Source organism: Nonomuraea sp. NPDC049750, from assembly GCF_040659625.1.
Lineage (GTDB): Bacteria > Actinomycetota > Actinomycetes > Streptosporangiales > Streptosporangiaceae > Nonomuraea.
In genome coordinates, this window is sequence record NZ_JBFANB010000003.1 from 320,721 (window position 1) to 335,050 (window position 14,330).

Here is a 14,330-nt window from a genome sequence, read left to right on the forward strand (position 1 = left end):
CTGGTCACGGTCCGGACTGGAATCTGTTCCGGCGATACTCCGTCGGAGAGCAGCCGACGTGCCGCCGGAACGCGGCGCGCAGCGCCTTCGTACTCGGATAGCCGGTGTGCGCGGCGATCACGTCGATGGGCAGGACGGAGGTGGACAGCAGCCTGCGCGCGTGCCGCAGCCGTAGCCCGGTCAGGTGGCGCAGGAACGTCGTCCGCCGCTCCCCGGCGAACAGGTGCGAGATGTAGAACGGGCTCGCGCTCACCGCCCCGGCCACCGTCGCCAGGCGCAGGGCGGGGTCGGTGTAGTGCTCGGCCATGTACGCCTCGGCCAGCGCCAGCACATCCCGGCGGGACGGCGGCGGCATCAGCCGGCCCAGGGTCTCCCGCAGCCAGATGTGCAGGTACGAGCGTTCGTGGATGTCGCCGACCATGAGGATGTCCTCGATCGGCAGCCGGGCGCAGGCCTCCACCCAGTCCGTCGACCCGTCGGCCAGTCTGGCCCGGTTGGCCACGTCCGCCACGAAGAGCAGCTCGCCGATGAGCCAGTTGCGCAGCGTTCGCGGGTCGACGTCACGCTCGCTCGCGCATCTGTCCACCCACCTGGCCAATAACCCGGCCGCGCCGTTGCGATCGCCGGCCCGTACCGTCCTGGCGAGTTCCTGCTCGATCCGGACCGGAGGCGTCAGGGCGGCCGTACCGTGCGGGGGAGGGGGGATCACCCGGTCGCCGCCCAGGACGAGCTTGTAGTCGTTGACCCGCCTGGCGTCCTGTTCCGCCGCTCCGGAGGCCAGGCTCGGCGCGCCCAGGCTGACCGTGGCGGTCCACACCGTCTCGCGGACCATCCGGGCGCGTACCTCCTCGGCCAGTTCGGCCGCGGCGGACATCAGCGCGTCCGGATCGTCGCCGGTCAGCAGGACCAGCCACTCCTCCGGAGGTTGCGGACGGCACATCGCTCCCGGGCGCCCGTTCGCGGCGGCCCGTACCACCTGGTCGGCATGCCCGAGTTGGCGGCGTGCCCACGGCCGCCCTCGGGCCTGCTCGGCAGCCATGAAGTCATCGAGATCCACGAGCGCGGCCACGGCATAGGTCATGGCTCTACTTTAGGCGGACCGAAATTGGACCGTATTCACGAGAGTGCCGACTCCGGCCACCGTCGCCCGCATGGTGTCACCGTCCTTGAGCGGGGCGATGCCGGCTATGGTGCCGGTCGCGATCAGGTCGCCCGGCAGCAGCGTCATGCCGTCGGACAGGTCGGCGATCAGCCGGGGCAGGCCGAATACCATCTGCCCGGTGTTGGCCCGCTGCCTGATCTCGCCTCCCACCTCCAGCGTCAGCTCCAGTTTGTGCGGATCGGGCACCTCGTCCACCGTGGCCAGGTACGGACCCACCGGCGCGAAGGTGTCGAACCCCTTCGACTGGTCCCATGGCACGTTCCGGGAGATATTGGCCAGCTGCAGATCGCGGGCCGTCATGTCGTTGATCACGGTGTAGCCGGCGACCGCCTCCTGCCAGCGCTCCGCCGGTAGGTCCCGGGTCACCTTGCCGATGACGACCGCCAGCTCCACCTCGTGTTCCAGGTGACGGGTACGCGCCGGGGCGACCACCGGCTGGTTGTGTCCGGTGAGCGCGGACGGCGGCTTGAAGAACAGCACCGGCTCCGGCGGCACCTCCATGCCGCTCTCCTGCGCGTGGGCGAGGTAGTTCAGGGCCAGACAGCAGATCTTCGTACAGGTGGCCACCGGCGGCTCGAAGAGCACCGCCGATTCGTCGAGTGTCGGGCCCGAGGACCAGCGCCGGTCCACTTCTTCGGTGAGCTGCTCAAGCCCGAGAGAGTCCAGCAGGACCACGGGGTCGTCGCCCAGGCCGGAGAGGCTGAGCAGTTCGCCGCCGGCGCGCCGGGCCACCAGCTCGACCGGACTGGATGGAGCCCGTCGAATACGTCCGAGAAACATGCCTGCAAGCCCACCAAGCGCCCGCGACCTCCACAAGCACCGAAATTTGCACTCTCGACCCTCTTCTTGCCCTCTTTCTTGTCGCCGGGCGATATGTCGCCGTTTGATGATTCCCATGACCCGGAATCTGGACGTCAGCCGCGACCTGTACGCCACCGCCCAGCGCTTCATCGCGGGCGGCGTCTCCAGCGATGCCCGCCGTACGGCCGGTGTCCCCCTCTACGTCGACCGAGCGGCCGGCGCGCGGATCTGGGACGTGGACGGCAACGTCTATCTCGACTACGTACTCGGCCAGGGCCCCGCGCTGCTCGGCCACTGCCCGGCCCCGGTGGCGGAGGCGGTCGCCGCGCAGGTCACTCGTGGCATCGTCTACTCGGCCCAGCACGCGGCCGAGGTCCGGGTGGCCGAGCGAGTGTGCGCCATGGTGCCCTCGGCCGAGCGGGTCCGCTTCAACACCGTCGGCTCGGAGGCGGTGCACGCCGCCCTGAGGCTGGCCCGTGGTTACACCGAGAGGTCCAAGATCCTCAAGTTCGAGGGCCACTACCACGGTTGGCTGGACCCCGTCCTGTACAGCGTGCACCCCGCCGTCGACCTGGCGGGTCCCGCCGCCGCGCCGGTCGCCGTGCCGGGTACGGCGGGTCAGCAGCACGGCCACTCCGACGACCTGATCATCTGCCCGTGGAACGACCTCGACGCCCTCACCCGCCTGATGGACCAGCACGCCGGCCAGATCGCCGCCATCATCACCGAGCCGGTGCTCTGCAACACCGGGGCCATCGAACCCGACCCCGGCTATCTGCGGGCGGTACGCGAGCTCTGCGACCGCCACGGCACCCTGCTGATCTTCGACGAGATCATCACCGGCTTCCGGCTCGCCCCCGGCGGCGCCCAGGAGTATCTCGGCATCACCCCCGACCTCTCGATCTTCGGCAAGGCCATGGCCGGAGGCATGCCGGTCTCCGCGCTGGCCGGCAAGGCGGCCGTCATGGACCACATCTCAGCCGGAAAGGTCGCGCACGCGGGCACGTTCAACTCCCAACCCGTTGGCATCGCGGCGGCCGAGGCGACGCTCCGCATCCTGGACGAGCGGCGCGAGGAGGTCTACGGCACCCTGTTCGCACGCGGCGAAGCGCTGATGGAGGGCCTCAGGGCGGCCGCGGACAAGGCGGGGGTGCCGATGCTCGTGGCCGGGCCGGGGCCGGTCTTCCAGACGTACTTCACCGACGCCCGTGCCGTACGCGACTACCGGGACTTCGCCGCCACCGACCGGGCCATGATGGCCCGGCTGCACGCGGCGCTGCTCGAACGCGGAGTCAACATGGTGCCGCGTGGCCTGTGGTTCATGTCCACGGAACACACGGAGGCGGACATCGCCGCCACCGTCGACGCCTTCACCGACGCCCTCGGGGCTCTCTGAGGCCCCGCCCTCGGCGACGATCTCGGGATTCTGTGAGCCTCAGCGCCGCGAGGCGGTCTCAGGCCAGAACGTCACTTCGGGGAAGTCCTTCGACGGCTTGTCCAGCAGCGGCTCCCGCTGCCGGCGCAGGTGCCGGTCGAGGAAGGCGCCGACGTACGCCCGGGTGATCGACACGGCGCGCGCACCGTCCAGCGCCGGTGCGGGCAGGCCCACCTGCGGCCTGATCACCGCGTAGTCGGTGAACGAGGCGTGGTCCGTGTCCGCGACCGACAGCCAGCGCTTCCACCCGTTCACCTTCGGCCACCAGTTGACCCACGACACGTCACCGGCCGGCGTGTGGTTCTCCTTGGTGCCCATCATGAGGAGCGGCCCGCGTACCGTACCCGTGGGCTGCTTCGGGTTGTAGCTCCCGTCGAGGTTCACCCCGGCGCGCACCCGCTTGTCGGCGGCCATGAGCTGCGGGGCTGCGTTGCCGCCCGCCGAGAAGCCGACCACGCCGATCCGCGACCTGTCGACCAGCCGTCCCCAGCCGGTCTTCGCGGTGAGCCGGTCGAGCACGAACGACAGGTCGATCACCCGGCTCTTCGCGATCGCCGCCCCTCTCTCCTCGGTGTTCTCACCCGCGCACGCGGCGCAGGTCGTGGTCCGCCCGTCGGGGAACGTGGTGGCCACCGACTCATAGGTGTGCTCGACGGCCGCGACCAGGTACCCCTTGCTGGCCAGGTCCTCCGCCAGCGAGGTCATCGTCGCGCGGGGAAAGCTGAAACCCGGCGACACGAGCACGAGCGGCAGGCTGCGGGTGAGCGGCTTCGCGTCGACTGTGGCGTACGTCCGGGTCTTGGCGAGCGTGTCGGCGGGGACGTTCGGATAAGGCTTGACGATCAGCGCCGACTCCTGCGGCGTCACGTAGGGAGCCGCCCGCGTGCCCGCCTTAGCGGCCGGGTACCACAGGGAGACCATGAGCTGCCGCGCCCCGTCCTGCGGCACCCACGGATCGGGACGATCGGTGTCGACCAGATGCAGGGAGGCCAGCCCCACGGGGTACTTCCCGGTGGGCGCGGGCAACGAGGTGCCCGCGGTCTCGGCTTCTGCCTGTGCTTGTGCCTGTACGGTCGGCGTCGCCAGCAGGGCCACGCCCAGGGCCACGATCAGGTGTCGTTTCATGCGGCCCAGCCTGGGCCCGTACCCACCGGCCCGGCTTGCCCGGGAAGTCGACCGGCACCCCCTCCTTTCGTAGTGGTCCCGATCGACGATCGGCTCGGGCGGCGGCCCCGCGTCGCGCCATAGGCTGGCGAACATGCAGGTGAGCAGACGGATCGAGGGCGGCTTGCCGGTGTTGCTCGGGCCGGCCGTGTTCGTGGTGTCCGCGGTGCCGTTCGATCAGACCGACGGCCTGACGTCGCCGGTGTTCGTCACGACGGCGGCCGCCGCGGGCGTGGCGGCCTGGTGGGCGCGGCGGTCTTGGTGGCCGCTCGCCGTGCTCGGTGCCGTCTTCTACGTGTGGCTGGTGATGTGGCCGCCGCTGATGGTCGCCTCCTACTACGCCGGTACGACCCTGCGCGGGGCTCGCGGCATCGCGAGCTACCTGGGCGGCACCGCCGCGGCGCTCGGCGCGGCCGTCGTCATCGGCGACCTGATCGGCGGACGCCGGGAGATGGTCACGGCGACCCCCGCCAACGTGGCGCTGATGGCCATGGCCCTGGTGGGACTGCCGTTCGTGTTCGGGCTCTGGACCCGGGCCCGGCGCGACGTGCTGGCCGCCGCCAGAGAGCGGGCCGACCGGCTCGAACGCGAGCAGGTGATGCGGGCCGAGCAGGCCAGGGCCCAGGAACGGGCGCGCATCGCCAGGGAGATGCACGACGTCGTCGCGCACCGGGTCTCGCTGATGGTGCTGCACGCGGGGGCCCTGGAGGTGCGGGCCGCCGACGAGCCCACGGCCCGTACGGCGTCCATGATCGGCGACATCGGCCGGGAGGCGCTCGCCAACCTGCGCGAGCTGCTCGGCGTACTGCGCTCGAACCAGCAGCCCGCCGAGCTCAGCCCGCAGCCCACGCTGGCCGACCTCGACCGGCTCCTCGACCAGTCGCGCGCACTGGGCATCTCGGTGCGCAGGCACGACCATGGCCGGCCGCGCGCACTCGGCTCGACGGTGGAACGGACCGCCTACCGGGTGGTTCAGGAGGCACTCACCAACGTGCACAAACACGCCCGCGACGCCCACACCGACGTACATGTGCGCTTCCTGAACGACACACTCCAGGTGGAGATCCTGAACCGAGGCACCGCCGACGGGCCGGTCGCGGAGCGGTCACTACCGGACGAGTCGGGTGCGAGGCAGGCGCTGCCCGGGGCGGGGTGGGGGCTGGCGGGGTTGCGTGAGCGTGTCGAGCTCCTCGGGGGATCGCTGGCGGCGGGCCCCAGACAAGAGGGCGGCTACCGCGTCACCGCCGACATCCCCGTGCGGGCCGCGGCATGATCCGGGTGCTGGTCGTGGACGACGAGGCCCTGGTCAGGTCCGGGTTGCGGATGATCCTGGAGACGGCCGACGACATCGTGGTGGTGGGCGAGGCCAGGGACGGCGAGGAGGCCGTCGGGGCGGCGGCCCGGCTCAGGCCGCACGTGGTGCTCATGGACGTACGGATGCCCGGCACCGACGGCCTGACCGCCGCCGCCCGCGTGCTGGCCGCCCCGGACCCGCCCAAGATCGTCATGCTGACCACGTTCGACCTGGACGAGTACGTCCACGAGGCGCTGCGGCTCGGCGCGGTCGGCTTCCTGCTCAAGGACACGCCCCCGAGAGACCTGACCGCCGCCGTCCGTACGGTGGCCGCCGGCCAGGCCATGCTCTCCCCGTCGGTCACCAGGCGGCTGATCGACGCGTTCGTGGACCGTGCGCCCTCGCGGTCGGACTCGGCCCGCAGGCAGCTCGCCGCGCTCACCGGCCGCGAGGAGGACGTGATCAGAGCCCTCGCCCGCGGCCTGTCGAACGCCGAGATCGGCCGCGACCTGCGCCTGTCGGAGGCGACGGTCAAGGCGCACGTGAGCCGGGTACTGGCCAAACTCGGCCTGACCAACCGCGTCCAGGCCGCCATCCTCGTCCACGACGCCGACCTCTGAACTTGTCTTTCAGTCCTTGCGCGTCAACGCAAAATACACGGGGCGCTAAGTGACATCTGCATCTGTTTGTCCTGGCCGACGGGGGTGCAGGGTTGGGTTCATCACCCACTTGCCAGGGAGCAGACCATGACATTGGCCAACGAGAGCGTGCGTATCACGCGCACCTACCCGACCACCCCCGAGCACGTCTGGCGGCTGTGGACCACCCCCGAGGGCATCGCCTCCTGGTGGTCGCCGGACGGCTTCACCGTCGAGGTCGGCAAGCTCGACCTGCGGCCCGGCGGCGACCTCAGCTATACGATGACCGCCACGGCGCCGGAGCAGATCGCGTTCATGGAGAGCCACGGGATGCCGCTGAGCACCGAATCCCGCAAGAAGTTCGTCGAGGTGTCGGAGCCGGGCAGGCTCTCCTACACCTCGCTCTCCTACACCTCGCTCGCCGACTTCATCCCCGGCGTGGACCCGTACGACTTCCTCACCGTGGTCGAGCTCGAGACTGTCGAGGGCGGCGTCCGCGTCACGATGACGGCGGACGCGATGCACGACGAGGAGTGGACCCAGCGGCTGGCCGCCGGCCGCGCCAACGAGCTCGACAACCTCGGCCGTGTGATCGACGCCGACGAGGCAGGCGCGTAGGCGTGGCCAAGCCATGACCCTCCTCCTCTCCCCGGCCAGGCCGCCGCTGGTGGCCGCCACCCGGCCGGGCCACCTACCCTGGTCAGCCGGGACACGTGGACGGGGGGTGGTTCGGCTGGTGGAGTTCTGGCGATCCGACCGCGTCGTCCGGCTGGCTCCGGTCGGCGCGGTCACCTGCAGCGGCCTGCTGCCCGTGCTGCAGGTCGCGCTGTCGTTCAGCTATCTGGGCAACGACGCCCGCACCGGATTGTGGAGCCTCGCGGCGACCGCGGTGTACCTGCCTCTGCACCTGCGCCACGTATGGTACGCGGCACGCGCCATCCGGCCCCCGGCCGGCCACTGGTCATTCGCGGTGATGGCCGTCATCATCCTCGCCGTCACTCCACTGGCCGGGAACATGTGGCCGCGCACCTACGCGAGCCTCGCCGTGTCGGCCGTCCTGGTCCTTCCCGGCCCGTGGTCATTCGTCGCGTACCTGTCGCTGGTGATCGCGGGGGCGCCCGCCGCCCTGCTGCTGGGCCTGCCATGGAACGCCGCGCCGTGGCTCACTCTCTCGGAGCTCTGCGGCAGCGGGGCCGTACTCCTGCTCGTCTGGCTCTCCGCCGCCCTCGTCCGCCTGCGGTCGGCCAGGGAGGTGCTCGCCCAGCGGGCGGTCGCACAGGAGCGGCGCCGCATCGACGACGACCTCCGCCGTACGCTCGGCACCGCCCTGGAGTCCCTCGCGGCCCGCGGCGCACATGCCGCAGACCTGCTGACGACCCCGCTCGACAAGCGGGCTGAGCTGGAGGCGGAGCTGGCCGGGCTCGCCGACGACTCCCGGCGTACGCTCGCCGAGGCCAGGCAGCGGGTACGCGGCTACCGCCGGCCGTCCCTCCGAGCCGAACTCGACACGGCCGCCACCCTGCTCGCCGCGGCCGGTATCGAGACCCGCCTGCAGCTGCCCCGCACGGGCATCCCCGACACGATCGCACCGCGGCCCCGGGCGGCCCTGCGCGCGACGGTCACCGGCCTGCTGCGCACCGACGGCGTGAGCACCTGCACGATCACGGCAACCGTCCTGACCGACGGAGTACGCCTGGAGGTGCGCGCCGACGACACCATCGAAACCATCGACGTGCGTCCCCACATCCACACGTCCGAGGCCCGCCCATGACCCCGCCGACCGTGCCGCGGTGGGTCGTGCGCCACCCCCTCTGGCCGCTGATCGCCCTGCACGTCCTGCTGGCCGTACAAGTCCCCGTCTACACGACCCTCGGCATGGACGGCCCACCCGGCAACCCGGTCACCGCCACCGTCGCCTGCGCCCTGGCCCTCTGCCTGAGCCTGCGACACAGCCTGGCCGCCTCCAGAGGCGAACGCGCGGCGGGCTGGCCCTGGACCCTGGCGGCGCTCGTCATCCTCGCCAACGTCCCCCTGTGGTGGTTCGGCTCGAACTGGCAGGCCTTCACCACCTTCGCCCTCGCCTCGATCGTGATGCTGCTGCGCGGCCGTCTGATGCTGTTCGCGGTGATCGCGCAGCTCCTGCACAACCCGGCGAAGGAGGTGATCGCCATGCTGCGCGACGACGCCCACACCATCCCCCAGGCACTTCTCCTGGGCGCGTACGCCCTGTTCAGCCTCATCCTGTACGCCGGCACGCTGGTCGGCGGCGCCCGCCTGGTCCGGCTGCTGAACGAGCTGGAGGCCACCCGCACCGAGCTGGCCGCCACCGCCGTCGGCGAGGAACGCGTCCGCGTCTCCCGCGACCTGCACGACCTGCTCGGCCAGAGCCTGTCGGCCATCTCTCTCAAAGGCGACCTGGCCCTCCGCCTGCTCGCGAAGGACACCGCCGCCGCCCGCGCCGAGGTCGAGAGCCTGACCGGCGTCGCCAGGGACGCGCTGCGGGATGTACGCGCGATCACCCGCGACGAGCACTCCGTATCGCTGCGCACCGAGATCGACGGCGCCGCGGCCCTGCTCGGCGCCGCCGGCGTCGACACCCGCCTGGACGTGGCCGACCTGCCGCCCCTGTCCGGCCCCGCCCAGAACGCCCTGGCCTGGGCGATCCGCGAAGGCACCACCAACCTGCTACGTCACAGTGACGCCCGCACCTGTGCCATCACCCTCACCCACCACCAGGGCACGGTACGACTGGAGATCGTCAACGACGGCGCCCAGCCTCCTTCCGGGGCAGCCGACCTGACCCGCACCCCATCCCCCCTCGCCCCGTCCGGCACCGGGCTCTCCGGATTGGCCGAGCGGACCCGCGCCGCCTCCGGCACGTGGCTCACCACCGCCCACGACGGCCTGTTCCGGCTGTCGGTAGAAGTCCCCGAGGAGGTCGCGTGATCCGCGTGCTGATCGCCGAGGACATGCACATGATCCGCTCAGCCCTGGTCGCCCTGCTGTCCCTGGAGGACGACATGGAGGTCGTCGCCGAGATTGAACGCGGCGACGAGGTCCTCGCCACCGCCCTCCGCGTCCACCCCGACGTGGCGGTCCTCGACATCGACATGCCCGGCCTGGACGGCCTGTCCGCCGCCGAACAACTGTCCGCCCGGCTCCCCGCCTGCCGCACCCTAGTACTCACCGGCCTCAGCCAGCCCGGCAACCTCCTGCGCGCTCTGAAGGTCCACGTCAGGGGCTTCATCGTCAAGGACGCCCCCGCCCACGCCCTCACCGACGGCATCCGCCGCATAGCCCGCGGCGAACGCGTCATCGACCCCGAACTCGTCGCCGCCGCCCTGGAAACCGGCAGCACTCCGCTCACCCCTCGCGAGACCGAGGTCCTGCGCGCCGCCGCCACCGGCATCCGCGTCGCCCAGATCGCCACCGATCTCTCGCTGTCGCAGGCCACCGTACGCAACTACCTGTCGAACGCGATCAACAAGGTCGGCGCCCGCAATCGCATCGACGCCATCCGCATCTCCCGCGACGCCGGCTGGCTCTGAGCCCCGTCCTACTCACCTTGAGGTTGGTGACTTTCCGGCTGTGGATCCTCGGTCGGAAAGAAGATCGTGCTCAGCAGGTGGTGGCTGCGGTCCGGTGCGGGTTGGTTCCGCAGCCGGGGCATGATGACGCCGACCATGTCGCTGATCATCTCGGTGCGTTCGTCCTGGTTGAGCCAGAGCGGGAACTGGCGGTAGGACACCGAGTCCGCCGTCGGGTCGGCGTTCTCTCGGTCGAGATAGGCGTTGAACTCCGCGAGCAGGGCCGCCATGGCCGCGGCGAAGCCGTGCCGGTGGTCTTCCAAGGACATCGACGCGGCCGCGTCCTGATCGATCACCGCCCGCGTTCGGCGTAGCCGGTAGTGGCGTTCGACGGCGCCGTGCACCCGCTGCTCGCCCTCCACCTCCAGCACTCCCGCCTCGGCCAGCAGGCCCACGTGCCGGTACACCGTGGTCTTGGGGACGTCGGGCAGGCGAGCGCACAGGTCGGACGTGGTGCGGGTCAGTCCGCCGGACATGGCGTGCACGATGCGCAGCCGAACCGGGTGCAGGAGCAAGTCAAGCGTGTCCATCTGGCTACGATCCCATATCTGGTACTGTTCCCAAACTTGGGAAAGCAACTCATTGCCAGGAGGGGTTCAGCGATGAAGGATCAACCGACGCTTCCATTGGGGCGGTTCTACGAGGTGGGAGGGCGGCGGTTGCCGCTGCATCGATCGGGCGACGGGAGTCCGGCGGTGGTGTTCCTGCCTGGAGCCGGATCGTCCGGCATGGACTTCCTGAACGTCCAGGAGCGGGCCGCCGAGCTCACCACGAGCGTGCTCTACGACCGTGCCGGAACGGGGTGGAGCGACCGGGCCGAGCTGCCGCGCACCTCCACCGAGGTCACCGACGAGCTGCGCGAGCTGCTGCGGGTCGCCGGGGTGCCCGCGCCGTACCTGCTGGTCGGCCATTCCCTCGGCGGCCTGTACGCCCGCCACTACGCGCAGCGCTTCCCCGGCGAGGTGTCGGGCCTGGTCCTTGTCGAACCCGAACACGAGGACTACGACGCGTACATGCCCCCGAAGCTGGTCGAGACCTGGGCCGAATGGGACCCCGACCAGGCGGTTCCCGACGAGCTGCCCGATGAGGTCATTCAGTTCTACCGCGGCCTGTTCACGCAGGTGCTGGCCGACTGGCCGGCGGCCACCCGCGAGCTGCTCGTCGAACGCCATGTCAGCCCGGAATGGATAGGGATCGGCGCCCAGGAGGCGGCGAACCGCTACCAGCTCCACGACGAGGTACGCGGGGCGGGGCGGCTGCCCGACGTGCCGCTGATCGTGCTCACCGCCACGGGTATCGACGCCTTCAAGGAAGCGGTGTCCCAGGGCACTCCCGAATCGCTGCTGCGCGAGGAGATCGACGGCAAGCGGCGACTGTATGACGCGCTGGCCGCCTCGGTTTCGCGCGGGGAGAACCGCCTGGTCGACGATGTCGGCCACGCCTCCATCATCTTCCGCCGGCCCGATGCCGTCTTCCAGGCGATCCACGACCTCCTCAACAGGTGACCACGACCTCCATGGCCCCCTCGGCAGGTGACGGCGGGCGCCGCGCGGCCCGCTAAGGTCGTCAGGCGTGATGAACGAGTTGGAGCCACTCGCCGAACGGCAGCGGGAGTTCGCGCGTGCGCGAGACTGGGAGCAGTTCCACACGCCGAAGAACCTCGCCATGGCACTGGCGGGGGAGGCGGGGGAGTTGCTGGCGGAGTTCCAATGGCTCACCCCCGACGAGTCGGCCGACCTCGACCCCGAGGCGCTCGCCCGGGTCCGCTCGGAGCTCGCCGACGTGACGCTCTATCTGGTACGGCTGGCGGACGTGCTCGGCGTCGACCTGGTGGCGGCCGCCAACGCCAAGCTCGACGAGGGCGAACAACGCTATGCCGCCGACCTCTACCGCGGCTCCGCCAGAAAAGCCCCACCCCTCAACCGGCCACCCAGCGCGTGAGCCGGTAACGCGCCTGTCCTCAACTGGCCTCCTCGCGAGAGCCGGCCTCCTCGCGAGTGAGCGCCGATGCCGTGGCGTCGGCGACGGTCGTGGCGAAGGCGGGCAGGTCGGATCGGTCTTCGAGCAGCAGGAACAGCCAGGCGAACACCGGCCCGAGCAGCAGCGCGTGCACCACCGCCGGTTCGGGCCGCCGCGCCAGCTCGCCTCGCCCGACCGCCCGGTCGAGGATCTCGACCAGGCAGCGACGTTCGGCGGCGACGAACGTGGCGGCGAACTTGGCCGCCAGAGCCGGATCCGCGTGCACGTCGGCCAGCAGGCCGGGCACCACGCCGGGCGGCGGCGCGGCCAGCTGGTCCACCATGAGGTGGGTCAGAGTGGCGAGGTCGGCGCGGAGTGAGCCCGCGTCGGGAGGCGTGTCGAGCTCCAGGTCGTGCAGCGCCACCGCGAAGATCATCTCCTGCTTGGTGGCGTACCGCCGGTAGATGGCGGCCTTGCCCACGCCTGCCCTGGTCGCGACCGTGTCGACCGTCAGCTGCGCGTAGCCGTGCTCGGCGATCAGCTCGCGCGCGGCGGTGGCGATGGCTTTGTCCACCCGGTCGTCCCGGGGGCGGCCCAGGGGCTGCTTTCGTTCCGGCATGCCGGCGAGTATACGGAACTCATAGTTCCGGAAAAGGCTTGCGCGAAGGCGGAAGGAGATCCATTATACGGAACTATGAGTTCCGAAACTGATGTTTCCGTAAGAGGGGTGGTGTGGGCGGGCGGGATCATCATGTTCCTGGCCGCCGCACACCTGCTGATCACCGGGGTGATCAGTGCCCAGCACCTGCCGGACTGGTTCAGCGGTGCGCTGTGGCTGGGCGCGGACGGGCTCGACAGCCTTCGCGATCCGGCACCGGCGGCGGGCGCCTTCTGGATGGTGTGGGGCAGCTTCGCCGTGCCGCTCGGGCTGGTGGGGGCGCTGGTGCTCCGGTTCGGGCGGCTCGGACAGGTGCCGCCACCGTACATCGCGATCGGGGTGGCCGTGTGGGGCCTGGTCGCGGCCGTGGTGCTGGAGCCCACGCCGTTCATACTCGTGGTGATTCCGGCGGGCATGCTGCTCGCCGCCCAGCGCGGGCGCCGGGCGGCGGCCGCGTGAGCTCAGTGCCTGTCGGCCGTGGCCAGCTCGGACAGGTTCATCGCCATCGTGTGGTGGACCGCTGGAATCCAGTCCAGGGCGCGCAGGGCCGTGTTGCGCAGGACCCGTAGCGGCGAGTTGCCCACCGTCGCGATCTTCGTCATCTTGTGCGTGAAGGCCACCACTTCCTCGGCGACCGGGCGGCGCTCCGCTTCGTACTCGTCCAGGACCGTCTCCGGAGCGCCGTCGCGCAGCACCGCGGTGAGCTTCCCGGCCAGGTTCAGCGCGTCCTGGATGCCGGTGTTCATGCCCTGACCGCCGGCCGGGCTGTGGACGTGGGCGGCGTCTCCGGCCAGGAAGAGCCGGCCCGCCCGGTAGTGGTCGGCCAGCCGGTGGTGGACCCGGAAGCGGGAGCTCCAGACCAGGCCGGTGACCATGGACCGGTAAGCGTGGGGACCGCGGGCGTCGAGCAGCGCCTGGATGTCGGCGACAGTGGGATGCTCGGGAGCCTCGTCGATCGTCGCGACGATCCGGTGACGGCCGCCCGGCAGCGGCGCGACCACCGTCACCCCCTCCGGGGCGAAGTACAGCGCCACCTCGTCGGCCGGTCCCGTCCAGTCGAGATGGACGTCGGCCAGGATGAACGACTGGGCATAGGTGTCGCCCGTGAAGGAGATCCCGCTCTGCTCGCGGATCGTGCTGTGCATGCCGTCGGTGCCGACGACGTACGAGGCGCGGATCAGCTCGCCGTCGGAGGTCTTGGCGGTGACGCCGGTGGGCTGCTGCTCGACGATTGAGATCTCGTGCGGGCGATGGACCGTGCCGCCCTGGCTGAGCAGCCGGTTCAGCAGGACCTGCTCGGTGATGTTCTGGGGGACCAGCAGCGTGTACGGGAAGTCGGTCGGCAGCTTGTCGAAGCCCACCGTCAGCAGCACCCGGTCACGGTCGCGGACGGTGAAGCGGGGCACGGTGACACCGGCGGCCACCAGTTCGTCGCTCACGTCTATCGCGCGCAGCACCTCCAGGGTGCGGGCGTGCACGACCGCCGCCCGCGAGGTGTTCGCGCCTTCCGGCGCCTTGTCCACGAGTACGGCGTCCACCCCCTGCCCGGCCAGCGCCGTGGCCAAGGAGAGACCGGCCGGGCCCGCGCCGACGATCAGGACATCCGTACTGGCGGGAAGCTTGGCATTCATG

16 protein-coding genes are annotated in these 14,330 nt (G+C 70.9%); 10 read left to right on the top strand and 6 right to left on the bottom strand.

The window, feature by feature from the left end; all coding sequences use genetic code 11:
• Window positions 1-4: 4 nt before the first annotated feature.
• A complete protein-coding gene (locus AB0J16_RS10000; RefSeq protein WP_358536717.1) occupies window positions 5-1,081 on the bottom strand; it encodes an AraC family transcriptional regulator in 1,077 nt (358 codons plus the stop codon).
• A 9-nt stretch (window positions 1,082-1,090) separates the two neighbouring features.
• Window positions 1,091-1,894, bottom strand: a complete 804-nt coding sequence (locus tag AB0J16_RS10005) for a fumarylacetoacetate hydrolase family protein (RefSeq protein ID WP_358536721.1) — start codon at window positions 1,892-1,894, stop codon at window positions 1,091-1,093.
• 163 nt (window positions 1,895-2,057) lie between these two features.
• On the opposite strand from AB0J16_RS10005, the gene AB0J16_RS10010 reads away from it, so the two are divergent.
• Window positions 2,058-3,359, top strand: coding sequence for a glutamate-1-semialdehyde 2,1-aminomutase (locus AB0J16_RS10010; protein ID WP_358536723.1), 1,302 nt, complete (start codon window positions 2,058-2,060; stop codon window positions 3,357-3,359).
• Between the two features lie 39 nt (window positions 3,360-3,398).
• Here AB0J16_RS10010 and AB0J16_RS10015 read toward each other — a convergent pair whose 3' ends face one another.
• Complete coding sequence (locus tag AB0J16_RS10015) at window positions 3,399-4,523, bottom strand: dienelactone hydrolase family protein (RefSeq protein ID WP_358536725.1); 1,125 nt, start codon at window positions 4,521-4,523, stop codon at window positions 3,399-3,401.
• Between the two features lie 133 nt (window positions 4,524-4,656).
• Between AB0J16_RS10015 and AB0J16_RS10020 the strand changes: the two genes are divergently transcribed.
• From AB0J16_RS10020 to AB0J16_RS10045, 6 genes are all read left to right on the top strand, one after another.
• A complete protein-coding gene (locus AB0J16_RS10020) occupies window positions 4,657-5,835 on the top strand; it encodes a histidine kinase (RefSeq protein ID WP_358536728.1) in 1,179 nt (392 codons plus the stop codon).
• A complete protein-coding gene (locus tag AB0J16_RS10025; protein WP_357942226.1) occupies window positions 5,832-6,476 on the top strand; it encodes a response regulator transcription factor in 645 nt (214 codons plus the stop codon). The genes AB0J16_RS10020 and AB0J16_RS10025 overlap by 4 nt, the downstream gene beginning before the upstream one ends.
• A gap of 126 nt (window positions 6,477-6,602) precedes the next feature.
• A complete protein-coding gene (locus tag AB0J16_RS10030; RefSeq protein WP_358536730.1) occupies window positions 6,603-7,112 on the top strand; it encodes an SRPBCC domain-containing protein in 510 nt (169 codons plus the stop codon).
• Between the two features lie 13 nt (window positions 7,113-7,125).
• Window positions 7,126-8,265 (top strand): hypothetical protein, encoded by a 1,140-nt coding sequence (locus tag AB0J16_RS10035; protein WP_358536732.1) that lies wholly within the window; start codon window positions 7,126-7,128, stop codon window positions 8,263-8,265.
• On the top strand, window positions 8,262-9,440 hold the full coding sequence (locus AB0J16_RS10040) for a histidine kinase (protein ID WP_358536735.1): 1,179 nt from the start codon (window positions 8,262-8,264) through the stop codon (window positions 9,438-9,440). The genes AB0J16_RS10035 and AB0J16_RS10040 overlap by 4 nt, the downstream gene beginning before the upstream one ends.
• Complete coding sequence (locus AB0J16_RS10045) at window positions 9,437-10,042, top strand: response regulator transcription factor (RefSeq protein ID WP_358536738.1); 606 nt, start codon at window positions 9,437-9,439, stop codon at window positions 10,040-10,042. The genes AB0J16_RS10040 and AB0J16_RS10045 overlap by 4 nt, the downstream gene beginning before the upstream one ends.
• Window positions 10,043-10,050: 8 nt before the next feature.
• Here AB0J16_RS10045 and AB0J16_RS10050 read toward each other — a convergent pair whose 3' ends face one another.
• Window positions 10,051-10,611 (bottom strand): helix-turn-helix domain-containing protein, encoded by a 561-nt coding sequence (locus AB0J16_RS10050; protein ID WP_358536740.1) that lies wholly within the window; start codon window positions 10,609-10,611, stop codon window positions 10,051-10,053.
• A gap of 72 nt (window positions 10,612-10,683) precedes the next feature.
• Between AB0J16_RS10050 and AB0J16_RS10055 the strand changes: the two genes are divergently transcribed.
• Together AB0J16_RS10055 and AB0J16_RS10060 are read left to right on the top strand one after the other, a co-directional pair.
• A complete protein-coding gene (locus AB0J16_RS10055) occupies window positions 10,684-11,586 on the top strand; it encodes an alpha/beta hydrolase (protein WP_358536742.1) in 903 nt (300 codons plus the stop codon).
• Between the two features lie 70 nt (window positions 11,587-11,656).
• A complete protein-coding gene (locus AB0J16_RS10060; protein WP_358537552.1) occupies window positions 11,657-12,022 on the top strand; it encodes a nucleotide pyrophosphohydrolase in 366 nt (121 codons plus the stop codon).
• Between the two features lie 19 nt (window positions 12,023-12,041).
• Here the strand turns inward: AB0J16_RS10060 and AB0J16_RS10065 are convergent, their stop codons facing one another.
• Window positions 12,042-12,659, bottom strand: a complete 618-nt coding sequence (locus AB0J16_RS10065; RefSeq protein ID WP_358536744.1) for a TetR/AcrR family transcriptional regulator — start codon at window positions 12,657-12,659, stop codon at window positions 12,042-12,044.
• Between the two features lie 75 nt (window positions 12,660-12,734).
• Here AB0J16_RS10065 and AB0J16_RS10070 point away from each other — a divergent pair, with 75 nt between their 5' ends.
• Window positions 12,735-13,157: a hypothetical protein gene (locus tag AB0J16_RS10070; protein ID WP_358536747.1), complete on the top strand. Its 423-nt coding sequence runs from the start codon at window positions 12,735-12,737 to the stop codon at window positions 13,155-13,157.
• Window positions 13,158-13,159: 2 nt separating this feature from the next.
• On the opposite strand, the gene AB0J16_RS10075 is transcribed toward AB0J16_RS10070, so the two are convergent.
• The gene (locus tag AB0J16_RS10075) at window positions 13,160-14,329 is read right to left on the bottom strand and encodes an FAD-dependent monooxygenase (RefSeq protein WP_358536749.1); all 1,170 of its coding nucleotides are present in this window, start codon (window positions 14,327-14,329) and stop codon (window positions 13,160-13,162) included.
• Window position 14,330: the final 1 nt, after the last annotated feature.